The 19,325-nt window shown below is 71.3% G+C and carries 19 protein-coding genes and 2 pseudogenes; 10 read left to right on the top strand and 11 right to left on the bottom strand.

Annotated features, from left to right (window positions below; all coding sequences use genetic code 11):
* Window positions 1–44 precede the first annotated feature (44 nt).
* The 3 genes from GT030_RS07670 to GT030_RS07680 are packed head-to-tail and all read left to right on the top strand — an operon-like array spanning window position 45 to window position 3,241.
* A complete protein-coding gene (locus GT030_RS07670) occupies window positions 45–911 on the top strand; it encodes a sugar ABC transporter permease (RefSeq protein WP_237522252.1) in 867 nt (288 codons plus the stop codon).
* Window positions 908–1,750 carry a carbohydrate ABC transporter permease gene (locus GT030_RS07675; protein ID WP_086691064.1) on the top strand — a complete coding sequence of 281 codons (843 nt, stop codon included), beginning with the start codon at window positions 908–910 and terminating at the stop codon, window positions 1,748–1,750. The genes GT030_RS07670 and GT030_RS07675 overlap by 4 nt, the downstream gene beginning before the upstream one ends.
* Before the next feature lie 9 nt (window positions 1,751–1,759).
* A complete protein-coding gene (locus GT030_RS07680; RefSeq protein WP_161200431.1) occupies window positions 1,760–3,241 on the top strand; it encodes a glycoside hydrolase family 3 protein in 1,482 nt (493 codons plus the stop codon).
* Between the two features lie 46 nt (window positions 3,242–3,287).
* Here GT030_RS07680 and nagB read toward each other — a convergent pair whose 3' ends face one another.
* The gene (gene nagB / locus GT030_RS07685) at window positions 3,288–4,073 is read right to left on the bottom strand and encodes a glucosamine-6-phosphate deaminase (RefSeq protein WP_161200432.1); all 786 of its coding nucleotides are present in this window, start codon (window positions 4,071–4,073) and stop codon (window positions 3,288–3,290) included.
* A 495-nt stretch (window positions 4,074–4,568) separates the two neighbouring features.
* Here nagB and GT030_RS07690 point away from each other — a divergent pair, with 495 nt between their 5' ends.
* Window positions 4,569–6,035 carry a PAS domain-containing sensor histidine kinase gene (locus tag GT030_RS07690; protein WP_161200433.1) on the top strand — a complete coding sequence of 489 codons (1,467 nt, stop codon included), beginning with the start codon at window positions 4,569–4,571 and terminating at the stop codon, window positions 6,033–6,035.
* Window positions 6,036–6,278: 243 nt separating this feature from the next.
* Here GT030_RS07690 and GT030_RS07695 read toward each other — a convergent pair whose 3' ends face one another.
* Both GT030_RS07695 and GT030_RS07700 read right to left on the bottom strand, forming a co-directional pair.
* The gene (locus GT030_RS07695; RefSeq protein WP_003992873.1) at window positions 6,279–6,536 is read right to left on the bottom strand and encodes a WhiB family transcriptional regulator; all 258 of its coding nucleotides are present in this window, start codon (window positions 6,534–6,536) and stop codon (window positions 6,279–6,281) included.
* Between the two features lie 320 nt (window positions 6,537–6,856).
* Window positions 6,857–7,825 (bottom strand): diacylglycerol kinase family protein, encoded by a 969-nt coding sequence (locus GT030_RS07700; RefSeq protein WP_161200434.1) that lies wholly within the window; start codon window positions 7,823–7,825, stop codon window positions 6,857–6,859.
* Between the two features lie 124 nt (window positions 7,826–7,949).
* Between GT030_RS07700 and GT030_RS07705 the strand changes: the two genes are divergently transcribed.
* Window positions 7,950–8,414 (top strand): hypothetical protein, encoded by a 465-nt coding sequence (locus GT030_RS07705; RefSeq protein WP_161200435.1) that lies wholly within the window; start codon window positions 7,950–7,952, stop codon window positions 8,412–8,414.
* 18 nt (window positions 8,415–8,432) lie between these two features.
* Here the strand turns inward: GT030_RS07705 and GT030_RS07710 are convergent, their stop codons facing one another.
* From GT030_RS07710 to GT030_RS07720, 3 genes are all read right to left on the bottom strand, one after another.
* Window positions 8,433–9,542, bottom strand: a complete 1,110-nt coding sequence (locus tag GT030_RS07710) for an RNA polymerase sigma factor SigF (protein WP_346009587.1) — start codon at window positions 9,540–9,542, stop codon at window positions 8,433–8,435.
* Window positions 9,539–9,955 carry an anti-sigma regulatory factor gene (locus GT030_RS07715; RefSeq protein ID WP_018544439.1) on the bottom strand — a complete coding sequence of 139 codons (417 nt, stop codon included), beginning with the start codon at window positions 9,953–9,955 and terminating at the stop codon, window positions 9,539–9,541. Before GT030_RS07715 ends, GT030_RS07710 begins: the two co-directional genes overlap by 4 nt.
* A gap of 264 nt (window positions 9,956–10,219) precedes the next feature.
* The gene (locus tag GT030_RS07720; protein WP_161200436.1) at window positions 10,220–10,480 is read right to left on the bottom strand and encodes a UBP-type zinc finger domain-containing protein; all 261 of its coding nucleotides are present in this window, start codon (window positions 10,478–10,480) and stop codon (window positions 10,220–10,222) included.
* A gap of 60 nt (window positions 10,481–10,540) precedes the next feature.
* Between GT030_RS07720 and GT030_RS07725 the strand changes: the two genes are divergently transcribed.
* Complete coding sequence (locus GT030_RS07725; RefSeq protein ID WP_161200437.1) at window positions 10,541–12,136, top strand: Na+/H+ antiporter; 1,596 nt, start codon at window positions 10,541–10,543, stop codon at window positions 12,134–12,136.
* On the opposite strand, the gene GT030_RS07730 is transcribed toward GT030_RS07725, so the two are convergent.
* Together GT030_RS07730 and GT030_RS07735 are read right to left on the bottom strand one after the other, a co-directional pair.
* The gene (locus tag GT030_RS07730) at window positions 12,133–13,038 is read right to left on the bottom strand and encodes a pyridoxal-phosphate dependent enzyme (protein ID WP_161200438.1); all 906 of its coding nucleotides are present in this window, start codon (window positions 13,036–13,038) and stop codon (window positions 12,133–12,135) included. The two genes, GT030_RS07725 and GT030_RS07730, sit on opposite strands and share 4 nt — an antisense overlap.
* A 30-nt stretch (window positions 13,039–13,068) precedes the next feature.
* Window positions 13,069–13,662, bottom strand: coding sequence for an N-acetylmuramoyl-L-alanine amidase (locus GT030_RS07735; RefSeq protein ID WP_202459816.1), 594 nt, complete (start codon window positions 13,660–13,662; stop codon window positions 13,069–13,071).
* 284 nt (window positions 13,663–13,946) lie between these two features.
* Between GT030_RS07735 and GT030_RS07740 the strand changes: the two genes are divergently transcribed.
* The 3 genes from GT030_RS07740 (at window position 13,947) to GT030_RS07750 (ending at window position 17,132) form a co-directional block, all read left to right on the top strand.
* Entirely contained in the window at window positions 13,947–15,353 is a 1,407-nt protein-coding gene (locus tag GT030_RS07740; RefSeq protein WP_161200439.1) for a family 2B encapsulin nanocompartment shell protein, read from the top strand.
* A 188-nt stretch (window positions 15,354–15,541) separates the two neighbouring features.
* Window positions 15,542–16,552, top strand: coding sequence for a family 2 encapsulin nanocompartment cargo protein polyprenyl transferase (locus GT030_RS07745; protein ID WP_202459820.1), 1,011 nt, complete (start codon window positions 15,542–15,544; stop codon window positions 16,550–16,552).
* A 223-nt stretch (window positions 16,553–16,775) separates the two neighbouring features.
* Entirely contained in the window at window positions 16,776–17,132 is a 357-nt protein-coding gene (locus tag GT030_RS07750) for a DUF952 domain-containing protein (RefSeq protein ID WP_161200444.1), read from the top strand.
* Between the two features lie 10 nt (window positions 17,133–17,142).
* Here the strand turns inward: GT030_RS07750 and GT030_RS07755 are convergent, their stop codons facing one another.
* Together GT030_RS07755 and sodN are read right to left on the bottom strand one after the other, a co-directional pair.
* Window positions 17,143–18,183 (bottom strand): YihY/virulence factor BrkB family protein, encoded by a 1,041-nt coding sequence (locus GT030_RS07755; RefSeq protein WP_161200441.1) that lies wholly within the window; start codon window positions 18,181–18,183, stop codon window positions 17,143–17,145.
* Between the two features lie 167 nt (window positions 18,184–18,350).
* Window positions 18,351–18,746 carry a superoxide dismutase, Ni gene (sodN, locus tag GT030_RS07760; protein ID WP_030807512.1) on the bottom strand — a complete coding sequence of 132 codons (396 nt, stop codon included), beginning with the start codon at window positions 18,744–18,746 and terminating at the stop codon, window positions 18,351–18,353.
* 222 nt (window positions 18,747–18,968) lie between these two features.
* Here sodN and GT030_RS37290 point away from each other — a divergent pair.
* Window positions 18,969–19,139: pseudogene (locus GT030_RS37290) on the top strand (S24 family peptidase); the annotation flags it as partial.
* Window positions 19,140–19,207: 68 nt separating this feature from the next.
* Here GT030_RS37290 and GT030_RS37295 read toward each other — a convergent pair.
* Window positions 19,208–19,325, bottom strand: a pseudogene (locus GT030_RS37295) (zf-CGNR multi-domain protein); the annotation flags it as partial.

The following is a 19,325-nucleotide window of genomic DNA, read 5'->3' on the forward strand; positions in this document are numbered from 1 at the left end:
CCCGCCGCCCCGCGTCCGCCAAGGGCGGCGCCACCACTCCCTGGCTGCTCCTCGCGCCCTGTCTGCTGATCCTCGCCGGTGTCATGGGCTACCCCCTGGTCCGGCTGGTCACCCTGTCGTTCCAGAAGTTCGGCCAGTCCCAGCTCTGGGGCTTCAAGGAGCCGGAGTCCGTCGGCTTCGACAACTTCTCCAAGGTGCTGAGCGACGGCGACTTCTGGCAGGTCGTGCTGCGCACCATCGGCTTCACCGCCGGCGCCGTCCTCTTCACGATGGTCCTCGGCATGCTGATCGCCCTGCTGCTCCAGCGGGTCTCCGGCTGGGTGAAGACCCTCATCAACATCGCGCTGGTGGCGAGCTGGGGCATGCCCGTCATCGTCGCCACCACCGTCTTCAAGTGGCTCTTCGACGCCGACTACGGCATCCTCAACGCCCTCATCAGCAAGCTGCCCGGCGTCGACCTGATCGGCCACAACTGGTTCGCCAGCGGTCCCGAAGGTCTCGCGGTGATCATGCTGCTGGTGGTCTGGGGCGCGGTGCCCTTCGTGGTCATCACCCTCAGCGCCGGACTCACCCAGGTCCCCGCCGAGCTGGAGGAGGCCGCCCGGCTGGACGGCGCGGGCTCCTGGGGTGTCTTCCGGTACGTCACCCTGCCGGTGCTCAAGCCGGTGATCGTCATGCTGACGACCCTCTCGGTCATCTGGGACATGGGTGTCTTCCCGCAGGTCTTCGTGATGCGCAACGGCCACCCCGAGGCCCAGTTCCAGCTCCTCACCACCTACTCCTACGACCGCGCCTTCGTGGTCAACGACTACGCCCAGGGCTCCGCCATCGCCCTCATCACCGTGGTGCTGCTGCTCGGCGTCGTCGCCGTCTACATGCGCCAGATGCTCAAGATCGGAGAGGTCGAGTGACCAGCACGGCTTCCCCCGCCCGCCGGACCTCCAAGGCCGGCTGGAACATCCTCGGCCTCCTCGTCGCCGCCACCGCGGGCTTCCCCGTCTACTGGATGCTCGACACCGCGATCAAGCCGGCCAAGGACGCCATCGACCCCGACCCGAGCCTGCTGCCCACCGGGTTCACCCTGGACAACTTCAGCCGGGCCTTCGACATCGCCGACTTCTGGGGGCCGGTCGGCCGCAGCCTGGTCGTCTCGCTGTCCGTGGTCCTCATCGGCGTGGTCGTCGGCATGCTCGCCGCGCTCGCCATCTCCCGGTTCGCCTTCCGGGGCCGGAAGATCGTGATCGTCGGCATCCTCGCGGTGCAGATGGTCCCGCTCGTCGCCATGATCATCCCGGTCTTCCTGCTGCTGAACGACCTGCATCAGTACGACAAGCTCACCGGCCTGATCATCACCTATCTGACCTTCATCCTGCCGTTCACCGTGTGGACCCTGCGCGGCTTCATCGTCAACATCCCGCGCGAGCTGGAGGAGGCGGCCATGGTCGACGGCTGCTCCCGCACCGGCGCCTTCATCCGCGTGGTCTTCCCGCTGCTCGCTCCCGGCATGGTCGCCACCTCGGTCTACGGCTTCATCCAGGCGTGGAACGAGTACCTCTACGCCCTGATGCTGCTCAGCCAGGAGAACCAGACGGCCACCGTCTGGCTCGGCAACTTCACCACCAAGCACGGCACCGAATACGCCCCGATGATGGCCGGCGCCACCATGATGGCCGTGCCGATCGTCGTGCTGTTCCTCCTCGTCCAGCGCAAGATGGCCGCGGGGCTGACCGCGGGCGCCGTGAAGGGATAACGCCACCCGATGACGACAATCGCCCGCGGTACGGACACCCTGACGCGCGACGCGCTCACCGTCCTCCAGCCCGGCTTCACCGGCACCACCGCCCCCGACTGGCTGCTGCGCCGGCTCGGCGAGGGCCTCGCCTCGGTCGGCCTGTTCGGCCGCAACATCGTCTCGCCCGAGCAACTGTCGGCGCTGACCGCCCAGTTGCGTACCGAGCGGCCCGACGTGCTGGTGGCCATCGACGAGGAGGGCGGGGACGTCACCCGTCTTGAGGCCCGTACCGGCTCCTCCTTCCCCGGCAACCACGCCCTCGGCGCGGTGGACGACGTGGAGCTGACCCACGCGGTCGCCCGGGAACTCGGCCGCCGTCTCGCCGCCTGCGGGGTGCACCTCAACTGGGCGCCCTCCGCCGACGTCAACTCCAACCCCGACAACCCGGTCATCGGCGTCCGCTCCTTCGGCGCCGACACCGGCCTGGTCGCCCGGCACACCGCCGCCTATGTCACCGGCCTGCAGTCCGCCGGGGTCGCGGCCTGCACCAAGCACTTCCCGGGCCACGGCGACACCGCCGTCGACTCCCACCACGCGCTGCCCCGCATCGACGTGGCCGCCGACGTGCTCCAGGCCCGCGAACTCGCGCCCTTCCGGGCCGCCCTCGCGGCGGGCACCCGCGCGGTGATGAGCGCCCACATCCTGGTCCCCGCGCTGGACCCGGACCGCCCCGCGACCCTCTCGCGGCCGGTCCTCACCGACCTGCTGCGCGGGGAACTCGGCTACCAGGGGCTGATCGTCACCGACGGCATGGAGATGCGCGCCGTCTCCGGCACCTACGGCATCGAGCACGGCAGCGTCCTCGCCGTCGCGGCCGGCGCCGACGCCATCTGCGTGGGCGGCGGCCTCGCCGACGACGAGACGGTACGGCGGCTGCGCGACGCCCTGGTGGCCGCCGTGCGCTCCGGTGAACTCCCCGAGGAGCGCCTCGCGGACGCGGCCCGCCGGGTGCGCGAACTGGCCGCCTGGACGGCGACCGGGACCACCGGGGACACCGCCTCCGACCCCGAGGCCGGACTGCGCGCGGCCCGCCGGGCCCTGACGGTGACCGGCGGCGAGTCCTTCACCCCGCTCACCGAGGCGCCCTACGTCGCCGCCTTCACCCCGGTCGCCAACATCGCGGTGGGCGACGAGACCCCCTGGGGCGTGGCCGCGGAGCTGTCCGGGCTGCTGCCGGGCACCCGCACCGGAAGCTTCACCGGCGACTCGGCCGGCACCGACGCCCTCGCGGCGGCGGGGGAGCGCCGGCTGGTCGCGGTGGTCCGCGACGAACACCGTCATCCCTGGATGGCCAAGGCCCTGACCACCCTCCTGACCGCCCGCCCGGACACCGTGGTGGTCGAGATGGGCGTCCCCCAGTCCCCACCCCGAGGCCACCTCCACCTCGCCACCCACGGCGCGGCCCGCGTCTGCGGCCGGGCCGCGGCGGAGGTCATCGCGGGGGCGTGAGCCTGAGCTCGGTCCCCGTGGTGCGCCCACGGGGACCGAGGTGTCTCTACAGGCCCTGCCACTCCGGCTTGCGGGTGTAGGTGTGGCGGAAGTAGTCCGCGAGCTTCAGCTTGGCGGCGGCGGCCTCGTCGGCGACGACCGTGGCGTGCGGGTGGAGCTGGAGGGCGGAGGCGGGGCAGATCGCAGCGACCGGGCCCTCGACGGTGGCGGCGACCGCGTCCGCCTTGCCCTCGCCGGTGGCGAGCAGCACCAGGTGGCGGGCCTCCAGGATGGTGCCGATGCCCTGGGTGATCACGTGGTGCGGTACCTGGTCGATGTCGCCGTCGAAGAAGCGGGCGTTGTCGATCCGGGTCTGCTCGGTCAGCGTCTTGATCCGGGTGCGCGAGGCGAGCGAGGAGCACGGTTCGTTGAACCCGATGTGCCCGTCCGTGCCGATGCCGAGGAGCTGGAGGTCCACGCCTCCGGCCGCGGCGAGCGCCCGGTCGTACTCCTCGCACGCCGCCTGGACGTCGTCGGCGGTGCCGTCCGGGCCGGTGAACGCGTCCATGGGGATGCCGAGCGGCTCCAGCACCTCGCGGCGCAGCACCGAGCGGTAGGACTCGGGGTGGTCGGCGGGCAGCCCCACGTACTCGTCGAGCTGGGCGATCCTGGCCCGGTGGGTGTCCACCTCGCCCGCGCGCACCTTGGCCGCGAGGGCCTGGTAGACGGGCAGCGGGGTGGAGCCGGTGGCCACCCCGAGCAGGGCGTCGGGCTTGCGGCGAAGCAACTGGGCCATGGATTCGGCTATCAGCTCGCCGCCCGCCGCGGCGTCCGGGACGATGACAACTTCCACGCTGGGCCTGCCGATCTGGAAGAGGGCCGACGGTCGCTGGCGACCGGGGGAGCGCTGGCTATGTGGTTTAGACCAATCTAGCAGAGCGGCACCCGCCGCACGTGGCGGAAATCGCCAGGCCGACGACCTCCCGCAGGCCCTTCGGCCGGGCTAGGCTGCCGGTACGGTGCAGCCCCGCCGCCCACGGGTTCGGGGCCCTCGGGCCATGGACACGCCCGCGTGGTCTAGTCCAGAATGCGGGAGAGGCTCCACGCAGGACGACAAGCTGACAAGCCTCCGTCTTCCCCGCACAGGAAGGCGGATCGAGGAACCGGCGCTCTCTGCCCTGACTGCTCCGGCTCCTCGGCCTTCGGCCGACCGGGACCGCACACCCCACGGCCGATGATGCTCCGGGCTGCGGCGCGGAGAGGGCTGAGGGTCCCTCTCAGGCGCCGCGGCCCGCGGGTGTCTTTTCGGCCAGTGACGCGGCCCCGGTACGCTCGCAGCGTGCCCTCCATGAACGAACTCGTCCGCCAGCACACCGCCCTCGGGGACACCGACCTCGAGTGGCTCCATCTGCTGGTCTCGGAGTGGCAACTGCTCTCCGACCTCTCCTTCGCCGACCTCGTCCTGTGGGTCCCCACCAGCGACGGCACCCGGTACGTCTCGGTCGCCCAGATGCGCCCGAACACGGGCCCGACCTCCTACCAGGACGACATGGTCGGCCACCTGGTCCCGCGCGGCCGCCGCCCCATGCTGGACGCGGCCCTGGACGAGGGCCGGATCGTGCGCGAGGGCGACCCGGAATGGCGCGAAGAGGTCCCCGTGAGGGTCGAGTCCATCCCGGTACGGCGTGAGGGCCGCGTCCTCGGGGTCATCGCCCGCAACACCAACCTGCTGACCGTGCGCACCCCGAGCCGGCTGGAACTCACCTACCTCCAGAGCGCCTCGGACCTCGCGCAGATGATCGCGGCGGGTTCCTTCCCGTTCCCCGACCAGCAGGTCGACATGGACGCCTCCCCGCGCGCGGGCGACGGCCTGATCCGGGTGGACGCCGAGGGCATCGTCCAGTACGCCTCCCCGAACGCGCTCTCCGCCTACCACCGGCTCGGTCTCGCCGCCGACCTGGTCGGCCACCACCTCGGCCGCACCACCGCCGAACTCGCCCCGACGAGGGGCCCGGTGGACGAGGCGCTCGCCAAGGCGGCGAGCGGCTACGCGCCGCGCGAGTTCGAGATCGAGGCGAACGACGGGGTCATCCAGTTCCGGTCCATCCCGCTCAAGCCCAAGGGCACGCGCATCGGTTCCCTGGTGCTCTGCCGGGACGTCACCGAACTGCGGCGTCGCGAGCGGGAGTTGATCACCAAGGACGCCACCATCCGGGAGATCCACCACCGGGTGAAGAACAACCTCCAGACGGTCGCCGCCCTGCTGCGGCTCCAGGCCCGCCGCATCGACTCCGAGCGCGGCCGGGAGGCGCTGGACGAGGCCGTGCGCCGGGTCGGTTCCATCGCCATCGTGCACGAGACGCTGTCTCAGAACCTGGACGAGCGCGTGGAGTTCGACGACATCGCCGACCGGGTGCTGGCGATGGTCGCGGAGATCTCGCCGGGCAAGGTGACCGCCCGGCGCAGCGGCCGCTTCGGCTGGCTGGACGCCGAGGTCGCCACCCCGCTGTCGATGGTGCTGACCGAGGTGCTGCAGAACGCCCTGGAGCACGGCTTTCGGGAGGGCGACACCGGCTCGGTCGAGGTCTCGGCGGTGCGCGGCGGCACCACCAAGGAGGCCCGGCTGCTGGTCACCGTCCAGGACGACGGGGTCGGTCTGCCCGAGGGCTTCGACCCGCACACCGCGGGCAACCTCGGACTCCAGATCGTGCGGACGCTGGTGGAGGGCGAGCTGGGCGGCACCTTCGACATGGTCCCGGCACCGGAGCGCGGCACCCGGGTCATCCTCGACATCCCGGTGCGGCCCCAGAAGTGAGGCGCCGGCAGATCGGCGCGGGCAAGCGAAAAGCCCCGGACCAGTGATGGTCCGAGGCTGGTGCTCGTTGCTGAGCTGCTCCGCTGAGGCGGAGCCCCCCGGGTCCGGCGGAGCCGGGACCCGGGGAAAGCATCGGGGGTACTGCGCGCTGCGGCTCGGGGCGGGAGAAGCGTGGTGCCCGGTACGGGAGTTCCCGTCGGGCCCACGCGCCGCCAAGCTCAGGCTGTCAGCAGGGGTGACTCGTCAGGCAGAAGCCTGGCGAGCACGGTTGCGGGCGGCGCGGCGCTTCATCGCGCGACGCTCGTCCTCGCTCAGACCACCCCAGACGCCGGAGTCCTGACCGGACTCGAGCGCCCACTGCAGACACTGCTCGATCACCGGGCAGCGACGGCAGACGGCCTTGGCTTCCTCGATCTGCAGCAGCGCGGGACCGGTGTTGCCAATGGGGAAGAACAGCTCGGGGTCTTCCTCGCGGCAAACGGCGTTGTGACGCCAGTCCATGGCTGCTACCTCTCCTTGGTATTACATGCAGATTGCTTGTGAATGTGAACGCTTTCACGAGACCCTCAACAAGTGAAGGGCCGATCACCGGGTCTCCCCGGTGTGGTCCTTTGTTTTGAAGAGGGGTTCTGGCGACCTCTGGAAGCCGGTCTTGCGGGCCGTCCTGATCGCCATGTAGAGACTCGCAAACCTCGGCGGCGGATACAACCCCTTCCGGAAGATTTTTTTTGATTCCTCGGTGTCGACTAGGTCACAGCCGTACTTCCATGGGGTGGACGGTGGTCTAAACGTTCGAGTGAAAGGACTTTGGCGCGTTCCGCTCACACAATCACACGCAGTGCACGGCGAACGCCTGTGAACGTCACGCTCGTCCGCAGCCCCAGGTGGTCACCGTCCATCTGAAGGGGCAGGGGGACCTTCGAATGCAAGGTGAAGCGGTCCAGGTCGTGCAGCGAGACCGCGTGTCTTCCATGGGGTCCCCGCTCGGGGGACGAAGTGAGCAACTGGGTCGCATACCGGGCAACCGCGGCCGTGGAGAGCCGCTTCAGTCCGAGCACGTCGACGCCCTTATCGAACGACGCCTTAGGTGATGTGTACATCGGGCGATTGCCGAGATACGTCCACGGCGATGTGTTCGAGACTATGGCGACGGCGAGATCCGACACCGGTTCCGCACCCGGTCGTTCCAAGGTGATGGTGCCGTGTCTGCGATTCGGTTCACCCATGAACTGCCTTGCTACTTGGCGGACATAGAGCGCGTGCGTCGACTTCTTGCCGCGCTCCCGTTCCCTTTCGACCCTGCCCACAACTCCGGCATCGAAGCCGAGTCCGGCGTTGAAAGTGAACCAGCGTTCCGGCACCGCCTCGTCCGCGGTCCCCGGCGTACCCGAGGTGAGTCCGAGGCCCACCACGCGTTCCCGGCGCTCGCGCAGGGCGTCCAGCAGGGCGCCGGTCGCCTCGACGGGATCGTTGGGCAGGCCGAGCGCGCGGGCGAACACATTGGTCGAGCCGCCGGGGACCACCGCCAGACCGGGCAGCCGCTCGGGGTCCGGGCCGGCGTGCAGGAGGCCGTTGACCACCTCGTTCACGGTGCCGTCGCCGCCGAGGGCCACGACCATGTCGACGTCGTCACTCTCCGCAGCCGACCGCCCCAGATCGCGCGCGTGGCCGCGGTACTCGGTGTGGACGACATCCAGCTTCATCTCGCTGGCGAGGGCGTGGATCAGTACGTCGCGTCTGCGGGCGCTTGTGGTGGTTGCCGCCGGATTGACCACGAGAAGTGCACGCATGCATGGCAGCGTACCTACTGGGGGGTATCCGGCCCAGGGAGAGCCGGAGATCCATGGACGAAGAGGGCGTGAGCCTCACCACGCACCCTCCGGGGCCCGTCGCACACGGGGCTACCCTTCTCGGGTGAGCAGTGAGCAGACCCCCGCGCAGACCTCCGTGCCGGAGACCGCCGGCACCGCCCCGGCCGCCGGAGAGCGCCCGCGCCGCCTGACGTACGCCGCCGCGCTGGCCGCGCTGGAGGGGACCGCCCTCGTCGTGGCGGGCGGGTGGATTCTCGCGCTCGGTCTGGCCGGCGCCCCCGACGACCGTCAGCAGGCGGTCACGGGCGGGATCACCCTGCTGGTGCTCGCGCTGCTGCCACTGCTCGCCGCGCGCGGGCTGTGGCAGGTGCGCCGCTGGAGCCGGGGCCCCGCCGTCATCACCCAGATCCTCGCGCTGCCGGTCGCCTACAACCTGCTCCAGGCCGACAGCATCGCCATCGGGGCGGGCATCGCCCTCGCCGTGGTCTCGGTGACCGCGCTGGTGCTGCTGGTCAACCCGGCCACGACCCGCGCCCTCGGGATCACCGGGCCGGGCCGCACCGAATAACGCCCTGCCCCGGCGCCTCTACTCCTCCACCAGGAGCTTCTCCCGCAACTGGGCCAGGGTGCGGGCCAGCAGCCGGGAGACGTGCATCTGCGAGATGCCGACCTCCTGCGCGATCTGCGACTGGGTCATGTTGCCGAAGAAGCGCAGCAGCAGGATGCGCTTCTCGCGCGGCGGGAGGTCCTCCAGCAGCGGCTTGAGCGACTCCCGGTACTCCACCCCCTCCAGCGCCTCGTCCTCCGCGCCGAGGGTGTCGGCGACCGCCGGGGACTCGTCGTCGGTGTCGGGGACGTCCAGCGACAGCGTCGAGTACGCGTTCGCCGACTCCAGCCCCTCCAGCACCTCCTCCTCGGAGATCGCCAGCTTCTGGGCCAGCTCGTGCACCGTGGGGGAGCGGCCGTGCAGCTGCGACAGCTCGGCCGTCGCCGTGGTCAGCGCGAGCCGCAGTTCCTGGAGCCGGCGCGGCACCCGCACTGCCCAGCCCTTGTCCCGGAAGTGCCGCTTGATCTCCCCGACGACCGTGGGAGTGGCGTACGTGGAGAACTCCACCCCCCGCTCCGGGTCGAACCGGTCCACCGACTTGATCAGTCCGATGGTGGCGACCTGGGTGAGGTCGTCCAGCGGCTCGCCCCGGTTGCGGAAGCGGCGCGCCAGATGCTCGACGAGCGGCAGATGCATGCGGACCAGCCGGTTGCGCAGCTCCGCGTACTCCGGGCTGCCGTCCTTCAGGCCGCGCAGCTCCACGAAGAGCGCCCGCGCCCCGCTGCGGTCGTGCGGGTCGTGCCGTGCCGCCCGGACGGTCTCCGCGCCCGGCGCTGAGTCCCCGGCGTATCGCTCGTGCTCGCTCATCGTCCCGCCCGTAGCCCTTCCCCGAGCCCTCGCCCCCGCGCGGTCGGCGGGCTGCTCCCCGCCGCGCTCCCCCGGAGGCGCGCTCCGCACGGCGCCCTCGCCGCCGGCCCGCGCGGAGTCGTCCTCCGGGTGGGGCCGGGCCTGCTCGGGGATGCCGTCGACGCCGTCGGCCATGTGCCGGGGGCCGTCCTGGGGGACCGCCCGCAGGCTCTCGGCCTGCTTGGCCGGCAGTTCTCGCGCGCCGCGCTCTTCGTCCCGCACCGGACCGTCCCCGTTCCTCACGCCGGGCCGGGGCCCGCGCCGCGCTGTTTGTAGAGACTGATCGACACGGTCCGGTCCTCGTCGACGGCGGACGACACCTTGCCCGCCAGGGCCGACAGCACGGTCCAGGCGAACGTGTCGCGCGACGGGGCGTGGCCGTCGGTGGTCGGAGCGGACACCGTGACCTCCAGCGAGTCGTCGACGAGGCGGAAGACGCAGCTCAGCACGGAGCCGGGCACGGCCTGCTGGAGCAGGATCGCGCAGGCCTCGTCGACCGCGATGCGCAGGTCCTCGATCTCGTCCAGGGTGAAGTCCAAGCGGGCCGCCAGACCGGCCGTGGCCGTCCGCAGCACCGACAGGTAGGCACCCGCAGCCGGAAGCCGGACTTCCACGAAGTCCTGGTTCGCCGTGGGCTCGCCTGCGATCTGGGACACCCTCACCTCCATGGTGGTACAAGCTTCACGGGGCCGAGGGTCGCCCCCCGGGGTAACGCATACGTGGTTCCGCGGTGACGCTATCGCGCTCGGAACGTTCCTGTCCCCGCACCCCCGGCCCCCTGGCGTTACTCACAGTAAAGCTCCGTATACGCTCCGTGTCTAGGGGGTGGGGCGGATTCAAATAGGAAGAGCGCGCGCCGGGTTGACGTACCCAGGCACCGGGCGCTCGAACCACCGGGAACACCGCCGTGCCGACCACTGTCACACGAGTACGTGGTCCACGAAACACCACCGCCAGTCGTCTCCGGGTTCGAACGTCCGCATCACCGGGTGACCCGAGTCCGCGTGGTGCTTCGTGGCGTGCCGGTTCGGCGAGGAATCGCAGCAGGCGACATGGCCACAGCTGAGGCAGAGCCGCAACTGCACCGGGTCGGTCCCTTCCGCGAGACACTCCAGGCACGTCTCGCTCAGCGGGCCGGGTTCCGGGAGCGGCAGCACGGCGACGTGCGTGCACTGTTTCATGATTGCCAGATTACGTCGGGAGCGCGGAAATCCGCGCGGAGAATGAGGGTGGGCGAGGACATGGACGTGATGCCGCTCCTGCTGCTGATCGCCGGGAGCGCGGCCGTCGCGGGGATCGCCCGGCGCGGGCCGGTACCCGCGCCGCTGCTGTTGGTCGGGGTCGGCCTCGTCGCTTCCTACCTGCCGGGTGTGCCGGAGTACACCCTCGACCCCGAGGTGGTCCTCCCGCTGCTGCTGCCCCCGCTGCTGTACACCTCGGCGACCGACAGCTCCTACCTGGACCTGCGCGCCCAGGCGCGGCCGGTGGCGCTGCTGTCGGTGGGGTACGTCCTGTTCGCCACCGTCGTCGTGGGCTGGGTCGCGCATCTGGTCGTGCCCGGCCTGCCGCTGACCGCCGCGCTGGTGCTGGGGGCGGTGGTGGCGCCGCCCGACGCGGTCGCGGCCACCGCGGTCGCCCGCCGGCTCGGACTGCCGTCCCGGATCACCACGATCCTCCAGGGCGAGTCCCTGCTGAACGACGCGACCGCCATCACCGCGTACAAGGTCGCGCTCGCCGCCGCCATCGGGGAGGGCGCCACCTGGGCGGGCGGGCTGCTCGAGTTCCTGATCGCCGCGGTCGGCGGGGTCGGGGTCGGGCTCGTGCTGATGGCACCGCTGCACTGGCTGCGCACGCATCTGCGTGAGCCGCTCCTCCAGAACACCTTGTCGCTGCTGATCCCGTTCGTCGCCTACAGCGTCGCCGAGCAGTTCCACGCCTCCGGGGTGCTCGCGGTCGTGGTCGTCGCGCTCTACCTCGGGCACCGCGCGTGGGAGGTCGACTTCGCCACCCGGCTCCAGGAGGAGGCGGTGTGGAAGATGGTCGCCTTCATCCTGGAGTCCACCGTCTTCGCCCTGATCGGGCTCCAGTTGCGTGTCGTCGTCGAGGGGCTGGGCGCCAACGAGGGCATGCGGGCGGTGCTTTACGCCGCGGTCCTCTTCTTGGTGGTCGTCCTGGCCCGGCTCGCCTGGGTCTACCCGGCCGCCTTCCTGCCCCGCCTGCTGTCCGCCCGCATCCGGGAACGCGAGGAGAACCCCACCTGGCGGGGCGCCCTGGTCACCGGCTGGGCCGGGATGCGGGGCGTGGTCTCGCTCGCCATCGCCTTCTCCATCCCGCTCACCGTGCACGGGGGGCACCCCTTCCCGCAGCGCAACCTGATCCTCTTCCTGACCTTCACCACGGTCATCGGCACCCTGGTCATCCAGGGCCTGAGCCTGCCCCCGCTGATCCGGGCCCTGCGCTTCCCGCCCCGCGACCCGCGCGCGGACACCCTCGCCGAGGCCAACGCCCAGGCCCAGGCGTCCCGCGCGGCCGAGAACCGGCTCGAAGAACTCCTCGACGACGAGCGCAACACGCTGCCCGAACCGCTCGCCGAACGGCTGCGCGCGGCGCTGGAGCGCCGCCGCAACGCGGTCTGGGAACGCCTGGGCCAGACCAACCCCGTCACCGGCGAGACCGTGGACGACACCTACCGCCGGCTGTCCCGCGAGATGATCAGCGCGGAGCGCGACGTCTTCGTACGCCTGCGCGACCACCGCTACATCGACGACGAGATGCTCCGCGCCCTGCTGCGCCGGCTCGACCTGGAGGAGGCGGCGGCGTACCGGGAAGTGGCCTAAAACGTACTGTCCGGGAAGGGCCGCCCGGTGATCACCGCGGTCACGGCGGTCCCGCGCGGGAAGGCGCCCTCCTCGGCCAGCGCGGTGAGCGCGTACAGCAACTTGGCGACATACAGCCGCTCCACGGGCACCCCGTGCCGGTCCTCGAAGTCGGCCGCGAAGGCGTCCAGTTGCGGGGTCGTACGGGCGTAGCCGCCGAAGTGGAAGCGCTCCTCCAGCGACCAGTCCCCGGTGCGGGTGCCGAAGGCCCGCTCCTGGAGCGCGCGCACCTCGGCCGCGAGGAAGCCGCCCTTGAGCACGGGCACACCGAGCGCGCGCTGGCCGGGGGCGAGACCGGCGGCCAGTCCGGCGAGCGTGCCACCGGTGCCGCAGGCCACCGCGACCACCTCCGCGCGGCCCGCCAGCTCCTCGCCCAGCGCCACGCAGCCGCGTACCGCCTCGGCATTGCTGCCGCCCTCGGGGACGACGTACGCGCCCTCCGCGCGGGCCGCGTTCAGCAGCGCCGCCAGGGTCTCCGGCTCGCCCTTGCGCCGGTACGTGGCCCGGTCGGTGAAGTGCAGCCGCATGCCGTCGGCCGCGCATCCGGCCAGGGACGGGTTCAGCGGGCGGCCGGCCAGTTCGTCGCCGCGCACCACGCCGATGGTGGGCAGCCCGAGCAACCGCCCGGCGGCCGCGGTAGCGCGCAGATGGTTGGAGTACGCGCCACCGAAGGTGACCAGCGCCCGGCCCCGCGCCGCCTCGATGTTCGGCACGAGCTTGCGCCACTTGTTGCCGATCAGCTCCGGGTGGATCAGATCGTCCCGCTTGAGCAGCAGCCGCACGCCGTGCCGGGAGAAGCGGTTGTCCCGCACCTCCGTGAGAGGGGAGGGGAGTGCCGGAGCGAGGGGGTCGGCGCTGGTCATCCGGCCATTGTCACCCCTTCGACGGGGGTCTCAGTCCTTCAGCCGCGCCTTGATCCGCGAGCGGAGCGAGGACATGGTGAAGCCGCGCGGGTCCACTTTGCCGGGCTGCCACTCCAGGTGGCCGATGACCGAACGTTCCGTCCAGCCGTGGTGGCGGCAGATCGCGGCGGCGGCCCGCACGATCGCCTCCATCTGGACCTCGGGCCAGGGGTCGTCGCCGTCGCCGAGGTTCTCGCACTCGAAGCCGTAGAAGTACCGGTTGCCGTCGGTGTTGGACTCGTTGTCGGGCGGCAGGCCCTTCTCGGCGATGACCGCGCGGAGCACCTCGTCGTCACCGAGACCGGCGTGGTTGGCGCGGCCGTAGCCGACCAGGTGGACCTTGCCGTCCTTGGTGATCACGCCGTGGCAGAGCGGGCCGGGAAGTTCGTCGTAGCCCTCGCGGCACAGCTCCACGGTGCGGGCGCTGCCGCTGGTCACCGTGTGGTGGATCATGACGCCGTGCATCGGGCCCCAGGGACCCTTGTGGTTGCGGTTGTGGGTCCGCCAGTTGCCGACCTCCACGACCTTGAGGCCCTCGGCCTTCAGCGCGCTGAGAAAACCGCTCGCGGACATGGGTGGGGACATGGCCGCCTCCTTCGTACCGTTCGGGAAGTGGACGGACCGGCCGTCCCGGCCCGCCTGTCACGGTGCTTGTACCGACGCACGGGGGCGGGAACCACATCGTTCGCTCGCTGTGCGAGCCGATCCGGCCATTTTCCTCGGCCGGGTCGCCCACTCTGCCCAGTAGTCCGATGATCCATTCCCCTTCTTTCGGGTAATGGCGTGGGCACGCTCCGTGATGACAAGCTCGGCCCTGAGACCGGTGTCCGGCGAGATCCGGCACGGGATACACGGGAGGGCAATTCCATATGTCGGTAGGCGAAGAGGTCCGCACGGAGCAGGGCAAGCCGCAGCAGTCCCTGGGCACGGCGGCCGCGCGGAACCTGGCCACCACCACCAAGTCCGCACCCCAGATGCAGGAGATCAGCTCCCGCTGGCTGCTGCGCAACCTGCCCTGGGTCGACGTCCAGGGCGGCGCGTACCGGGTGAACCGGAGGCTGACGTACGCCGTGGGGGACGGCCGCATCACCTTCGTGAAGACGGGAGACCAGGTCGAGGTCATCCCGGCCGAGCTGGGCGAACTGCCCGCGCTGCGCTCGTACGAGGACGAAGAGGTGCTCACCGAGCTGGCCCGGCGCTGCCGCCAGCGCGACATCGCCGCGGGCGACGTGATCAGCTCCTTCGGCACCCGCACCGAGAAGGTGTACCTGCTCGCCCACGGCCGCGTGGAGAAGATCGGCACGGGTCCGTACGGCGACGACGCGGTGCTCGAAGTCCTCGCCGACGGCGCCTACTTCGGCGAACAGGCGCTGCTCGACCCCGACGCCATCTGGGAGTACACCGCCCGCGCCGCCACCGCGTGCACGGTGCTCGTGCTCAGCCGCTCGGACTTCGAGCAGGTCGCCGAGCGCTCCGACTCCCTGAGCGAGCACGTCGGCCGGCTGCGCGCGCTCCCGGACCAGCGGACCAACAAGTACGGCGAGAAGGAGGTCGAGCTGGCGGCCGGCCACTCCGGCGAGCCCGACATCCCGCACACCTTCGTGGACTACGAGGCGCGGCCGCGCGAGTACGAACTCAGCATCGCCCAGACCGTGCTGCGCATCCACTCGCGCGTGGCCGACCTCTACAACCAGCCGATGAACCAGACCGAGCAGCAGCTGCGGCTCACGGTCGAGGCGCTGAAGGAGCGCCAGGAGCACGAGCTGGTCAACAACCGCGAGTTCGGCCTCCTGCACAACTGCGAGTACGACCAGCGGCTCCAGCCGCACGACGGCGTCCCCGGCCCGGACGACCTGGACGAGCTGCTCAGCCGCCGCCGGGGCACCAAGTTCCTGCTCGCCCACCCGCGCGCCATCGCGGCGATCGGGCGCGAGCTGAACAAGCGCGGACTGGTCCCGGAGACCATCGACGTGGGCGGCAACCGCATCCCCACCTGGCGCGGGGTGCCGATCTACCCGTGCAACAAGATCCCGGTCAGCGAGGCCCGCACCACCTCGATCATCGCGCTGCGCACCGGCGAGGCCGAGCAGGGTGTCATCGGCCTCCGCCAGTCCGGCCTGCCGGACGAGATCGAGCCCAGCCTGTCCGTGCGCTTCATGGGCATCAACGAGCAGGCCGTCATCAACTACCTGGTGACCGCCTACTACTCGGCCGCCGTCCTGGTGCCGGACGCGCTGGGCGTGCTGGAGAACGTGGAGATCGGCCGGTGGCGGTGACCCGATCACCTGCTTCCCGCCCCGGCGGCCGACGCCGGGGCGGGGGTCCCACCGTGTTCGCCGGCGAGGGGGGAACCGTGAGCGAATCCATCGTGGAGACCGGGGAGTGCCCTGCGCCGGTCTCCTCGGACGGGGTACCCAGGCCGCGCCGGGCGGCGGAGGACACGCCGGGGCACGAGGCGGTCGTCCTGCTGGAGCGCACCCGGGGTGCCGTGGACCCCGAACTGCGCGCCGCCGTCGAGTCGTTGCCGGTGCAGTTGCGCCGGATCGCGCTCTACCACTTCGGCTGGAGCCACGCGGACGGCACCCCGGCGGCGGGCAACGCGGGCAAGGCGATCCGCCCTGCCCTCGTCCTCGCGGCTGCGTCCGCACTGGGCGGTGCGGAGGCGCGGGCGGCGGCTGTGCGGGCCGCCGCGGCGGTCGAACTGGTCCACAACTTCACGCTGATGCACGACGACGTGATGGATCGCGACACCACCCGCAGACACCGGCCCACGGCCTGGACCGTGTTCGGCGTCCCCGACGCGATCCTCGCCGGGGACGCCCTCCAGGCACTGGCGGTGCGACTGCTCGCCGTTGATCCGCACCCCGCCTCCGGCCGGGCGGCGGCCCGGCTCGTGGAGTGCGTGATCGAACTGTGCGCCGGACAGCAGACCGACACGGCCCTGGAACAGCGGGCGCCCGGCGAGGTCGCCCTCGACGAGGTGCTCGCCATGGCCGAGGCGAAGACCGGCGCCCTGCTGGGCTGTGCCTGCGCCCTGGGCGCGCTGTACGCGGGCGCGGAGGACGAGGTGGTGGCGGCGCTGGACACCTTCGGCCGGCAGGCCGGGCTGGCGTTCCAGCTCATCGACGACGTGATCGGCATATGGGGCGATCCCCGCCGCACGGGCAAGCCGGCCGGTGCCGACCTCGCCGTCCGCAAGAAGTCCCTGCCCGTGGTCGCCGCGCTGACCTCCGGCACCCCGGCGGGTGCCGAACTGGCCGCGCTGTACGCCCGCCCGCACACGGCGGGGGACGGCGCCGAGATCGCCCGTGCGACGGTCGCGGTGGAGCAGGCGGGCGGCCGGGACTGGGCCCAGGCGGAGGCGGCGGACCGGATGGCCCGCGCGGTGCAGGAACTGGCCCGTGCGGTCCCGGCTCCGGAGGCGGCGGGGGGCCTGCTGGCCCTGGCGGAGTTCGTCACCCGGCGCAGTAGCTGAGCCGCCCTCGGGCCCTTGGCCCCCTTGGGTCCCGCGCATCCCCACGGTGCGCGGGACCCATCCGGCCTACCCTGGGCTTATGGACAGGGAATCCCACGTCTGTTCCACCTGCGGCGAGTCCGTCGACATGGTCGCCGGCCGCCGCAAGACCCTGGGCGCGTGGGTGCCGGTGTGGAAACCGGGCCCGTGCCACAACCCGGCCTGCGCCCGTAGCGTGACCCCCATGCCCCAGCACCCCGAGGTCCAGCACCCCGAGATCCTCCACATCACCGAACGCGCCCTCTGGGAAGCGGCCCGCGAGCAGGGCTCGTACGAGCTCTCCACCCGGGGCCACACCCTCCAGGAGGTCGGCTACATCCACTTCTCCACCCGCGCCCAACTCCCGCGCGTGGCGGCCTTCCTGTACGGCGAGGACCCCGGCCGGGACGACCTGGTGGTCCTGGTGGTCGACCCCGCCCTGCTGGACGCCCCGCTGAAGTACGAGGCGATGCCACCGGCGGGGGAGGAGTTCCCGCACGTGTACGGGGCGGTGCCGGTGTCGGCGGTGGTGGACGTGGAGGAGTGGAGGGCGGCCGGCTGAGGCCCTCGGGTCAGCCGAGGCGCTTGCGGTCCTCCTCGTCCCAGGTGCGGGTGTCGCGGGGCTCGACGTAGGGCTCCTCGTCGGCCGGGTGACCGCCCGCGATGGCGCGGTGGCGGCTCATCTCCGCGTCGAACTCCAGGCCGAGCAGGATGGCCAGGTTGGTGAGCCACAGCCACACCAGGAAGACGATCACGCCCGCGATGGCGCCGTAGGTCTTGTTGTAGGAGGAGAAGTTCGCCACGTACAGCGCGAAGGCCGCCGAGGCGATCAGCCAGACGACCAGGGCGAGGAAGCTGCCCGGAGTGATCCAGCGGATGCTGCGGATCTTGGCGTTCGGGGTCGCCCAGAACAGGATCGCGATCATGATCGTGACCAGGACGGCGAGCACGGGCCACTTGGCGATCGACCACACCGTCAGGAAGGTGTCGCCGATGCCCAGCGTGGTGCCCACCTGCCGGGCCACGCTGCCGGTGAGGACGACGATCAGCGCGCTGATCACGGCGATGACCATGAGCGCCACGGTCACCCCCAGCCGCACGGGCAGCAGCTTCCACACCGGACGGCCCTCGGGCACGTCGTACACCGCGTTGGCGCAGCGGATGAAGGCGGCCACATAACCGGAGGCCGACCACACCGCGAGCGCCAGACCCACGAGCGCCATGACCGAGCCGATTCCGCCCTTGCCCTGCATCTGCTGCACGGCGGCACGCAGGACCTCGCGGGCCGGCCCGGGGGCGAGCTGCTGGATGTTGGTCAGCACCTTCTGGGTGGTTGACCGGCCGGCCAGCCCGAGCAGGGAGACCAGCGCGAGCAATGCCGGGAAGAGCGCGAGGACACCGTAGTAGGTCAGCGACGCCGCCCGGTCGACCAGCTCGTCCTTCTGGAACTCCTTCAGGGTGCCCTTGAGCACCGCCCCCCAGGAACGCGCGGGCAGATCCGTCGGCGAGTCCGGCGCCCGCCGCTCCACCTGCTCCGTCGGGCCGGGGCCCGTGTCCTGCCCGGCCGGCTCGTCTTCGTCACGGGACCCGAATCCGCTCAGCGATTTCTCCATGCCTGCCGGATGTCCCGTGAGCGGCCGCCTATGTCGGCGCCGTCATGCCGGCGGCCGGGGCGTCCGGATCCACCAAAAGACCGCACCCGGCTCCTCACAGGCGCCGGGTGCGGTCGGGGACGCTGCAGATTCAGCCAAGTCGCAGGCCGGAAGGGATGACCCGAGGGTCAGGCCTTCTTCGTCTCCCAGAAGATCTTGTCGATCTGGGCGATGTAGTCCAGGGCCTTCTGGCCCGTCGCCGGGTCGGTGGAGGCCTTGGCGGCGGAGAGGGACTTGACGGCCTCGTTGATGAGCGTGTGCAGCTCGGGGTAGCTCTCGAAGTGCGGCGGCTTGAAGTAGTCGCTCCAGAGCACGTCCAGGTGGTGCTTGGCCAGCTCGGCGCGCTGCTCCTTGATCACCGTGGCGCGGATCTGGAAGTGCAGGTCGTCGTTGGCGGCCATCTTCTCCTGGATGGCCTTCACCGACTCCGCCTCGATGCGGGCCTGGGCGGGGTCGTACACACCGCAGGGCAGGTCGCAGTGGGCGCTGACCTTGACCTTGGGGGCAAACAGGCGGGAAAGCATGGAGCGTTCCTTCCTCGTGATCGTCTTCTCAGGTGGGACATTACTCCCTGAGGGACTGGTTTTCCCGAGTGCCCCCCAGGGCTTAGGACAAAAGTCCGGGGTCACACTGAGACTGTGGAGGAACGGACCGGGGAGGTGCCGGGGATGCCGGAGCTGTCGCAGGAGACCGAGCGGGGCAGAGCGCTGCCGCCCTTCGGGCTCGCCGAGGTCACGGGCCCCTCCATGGTGCCCACGCTCCACCACGGGGACCGTCTGCTGCTGCGGTACGGCGCTCCCGTCCGGCCGGGACAGATCGTGGTCCTGCGCCACCCCTTCCAGCAGGACCTGCTGGTCGTCAAGCGTGCGGTGGAGCGGCGCGAGGGCGGGTGGTGGGTGCTCGGCGACAACCCGTACGCCGGCGGGGACAGCACCGACTACGGGGTCGTGCCCGAGGACCTGATCCTCGGGCGGGCCTGGCTGCGTTACCGCCCGCCGGCCGGGCGGCGCTCGCCGCTGGCGGTCGTGCGCTGGGCGCTCTCCGCGGCCAGACCGCTGCTGTCGGACCGGTCGGCGGCCAGGCGCTTCCGGGCGCGGTAGGCG

Source organism: Streptomyces sp. SID1328, from assembly GCF_009865595.1.
Lineage (GTDB): Bacteria > Actinomycetota > Actinomycetes > Streptomycetales > Streptomycetaceae > Streptomyces > Streptomyces griseoluteus.

Excerpts from the sequence above, each read along its gene's own strand:
- GT030_RS07690 (WP_161200433.1), top strand. The coding sequence starts at position 4,569 with ATGAACGAACTCGTCCGCCAGCACACCGCCCTCGGGGACACCGACCTC.
- GT030_RS07695 (WP_003992873.1), bottom strand. The coding sequence starts at position 6,536 with ATGGACTGGCGTCACAACGCCGTTTGCCGCGAGGAAGACCCCGAGCTG.
- GT030_RS07700 (WP_161200434.1), bottom strand. The coding sequence starts at position 7,825 with ATGCGTGCACTTCTCGTGGTCAATCCGGCGGCAACCACCACAAGCGCC.
- GT030_RS07750 (WP_161200444.1), top strand. The coding sequence starts at position 16,776 with ATGCCCCAGCACCCCGAGGTCCAGCACCCCGAGATCCTCCACATCACC.
- GT030_RS07680 (WP_161200431.1), top strand. The coding sequence starts at position 1,760 with ATGACGACAATCGCCCGCGGTACGGACACCCTGACGCGCGACGCGCTC.
- GT030_RS07755 (WP_161200441.1), bottom strand. The coding sequence starts at position 18,183 with ATGGAGAAATCGCTGAGCGGATTCGGGTCCCGTGACGAAGACGAGCCG.
- GT030_RS07730 (WP_161200438.1), bottom strand. The coding sequence starts at position 13,038 with ATGACCAGCGCCGACCCCCTCGCTCCGGCACTCCCCTCCCCTCTCACG.
- GT030_RS07735 (WP_202459816.1), bottom strand. The coding sequence starts at position 13,662 with ATGTCCCCACCCATGTCCGCGAGCGGTTTTCTCAGCGCGCTGAAGGCC.
- GT030_RS07720 (WP_161200436.1), bottom strand. The coding sequence starts at position 10,480 with ATGAAACAGTGCACGCACGTCGCCGTGCTGCCGCTCCCGGAACCCGGC.
- GT030_RS07725 (WP_161200437.1), top strand. The coding sequence starts at position 10,541 with ATGGACGTGATGCCGCTCCTGCTGCTGATCGCCGGGAGCGCGGCCGTC.
- sodN (WP_030807512.1), bottom strand. The coding sequence starts at position 18,746 with ATGCTTTCCCGCCTGTTTGCCCCCAAGGTCAAGGTCAGCGCCCACTGC.
- GT030_RS07740 (WP_161200439.1), top strand. The coding sequence starts at position 13,947 with ATGTCGGTAGGCGAAGAGGTCCGCACGGAGCAGGGCAAGCCGCAGCAG.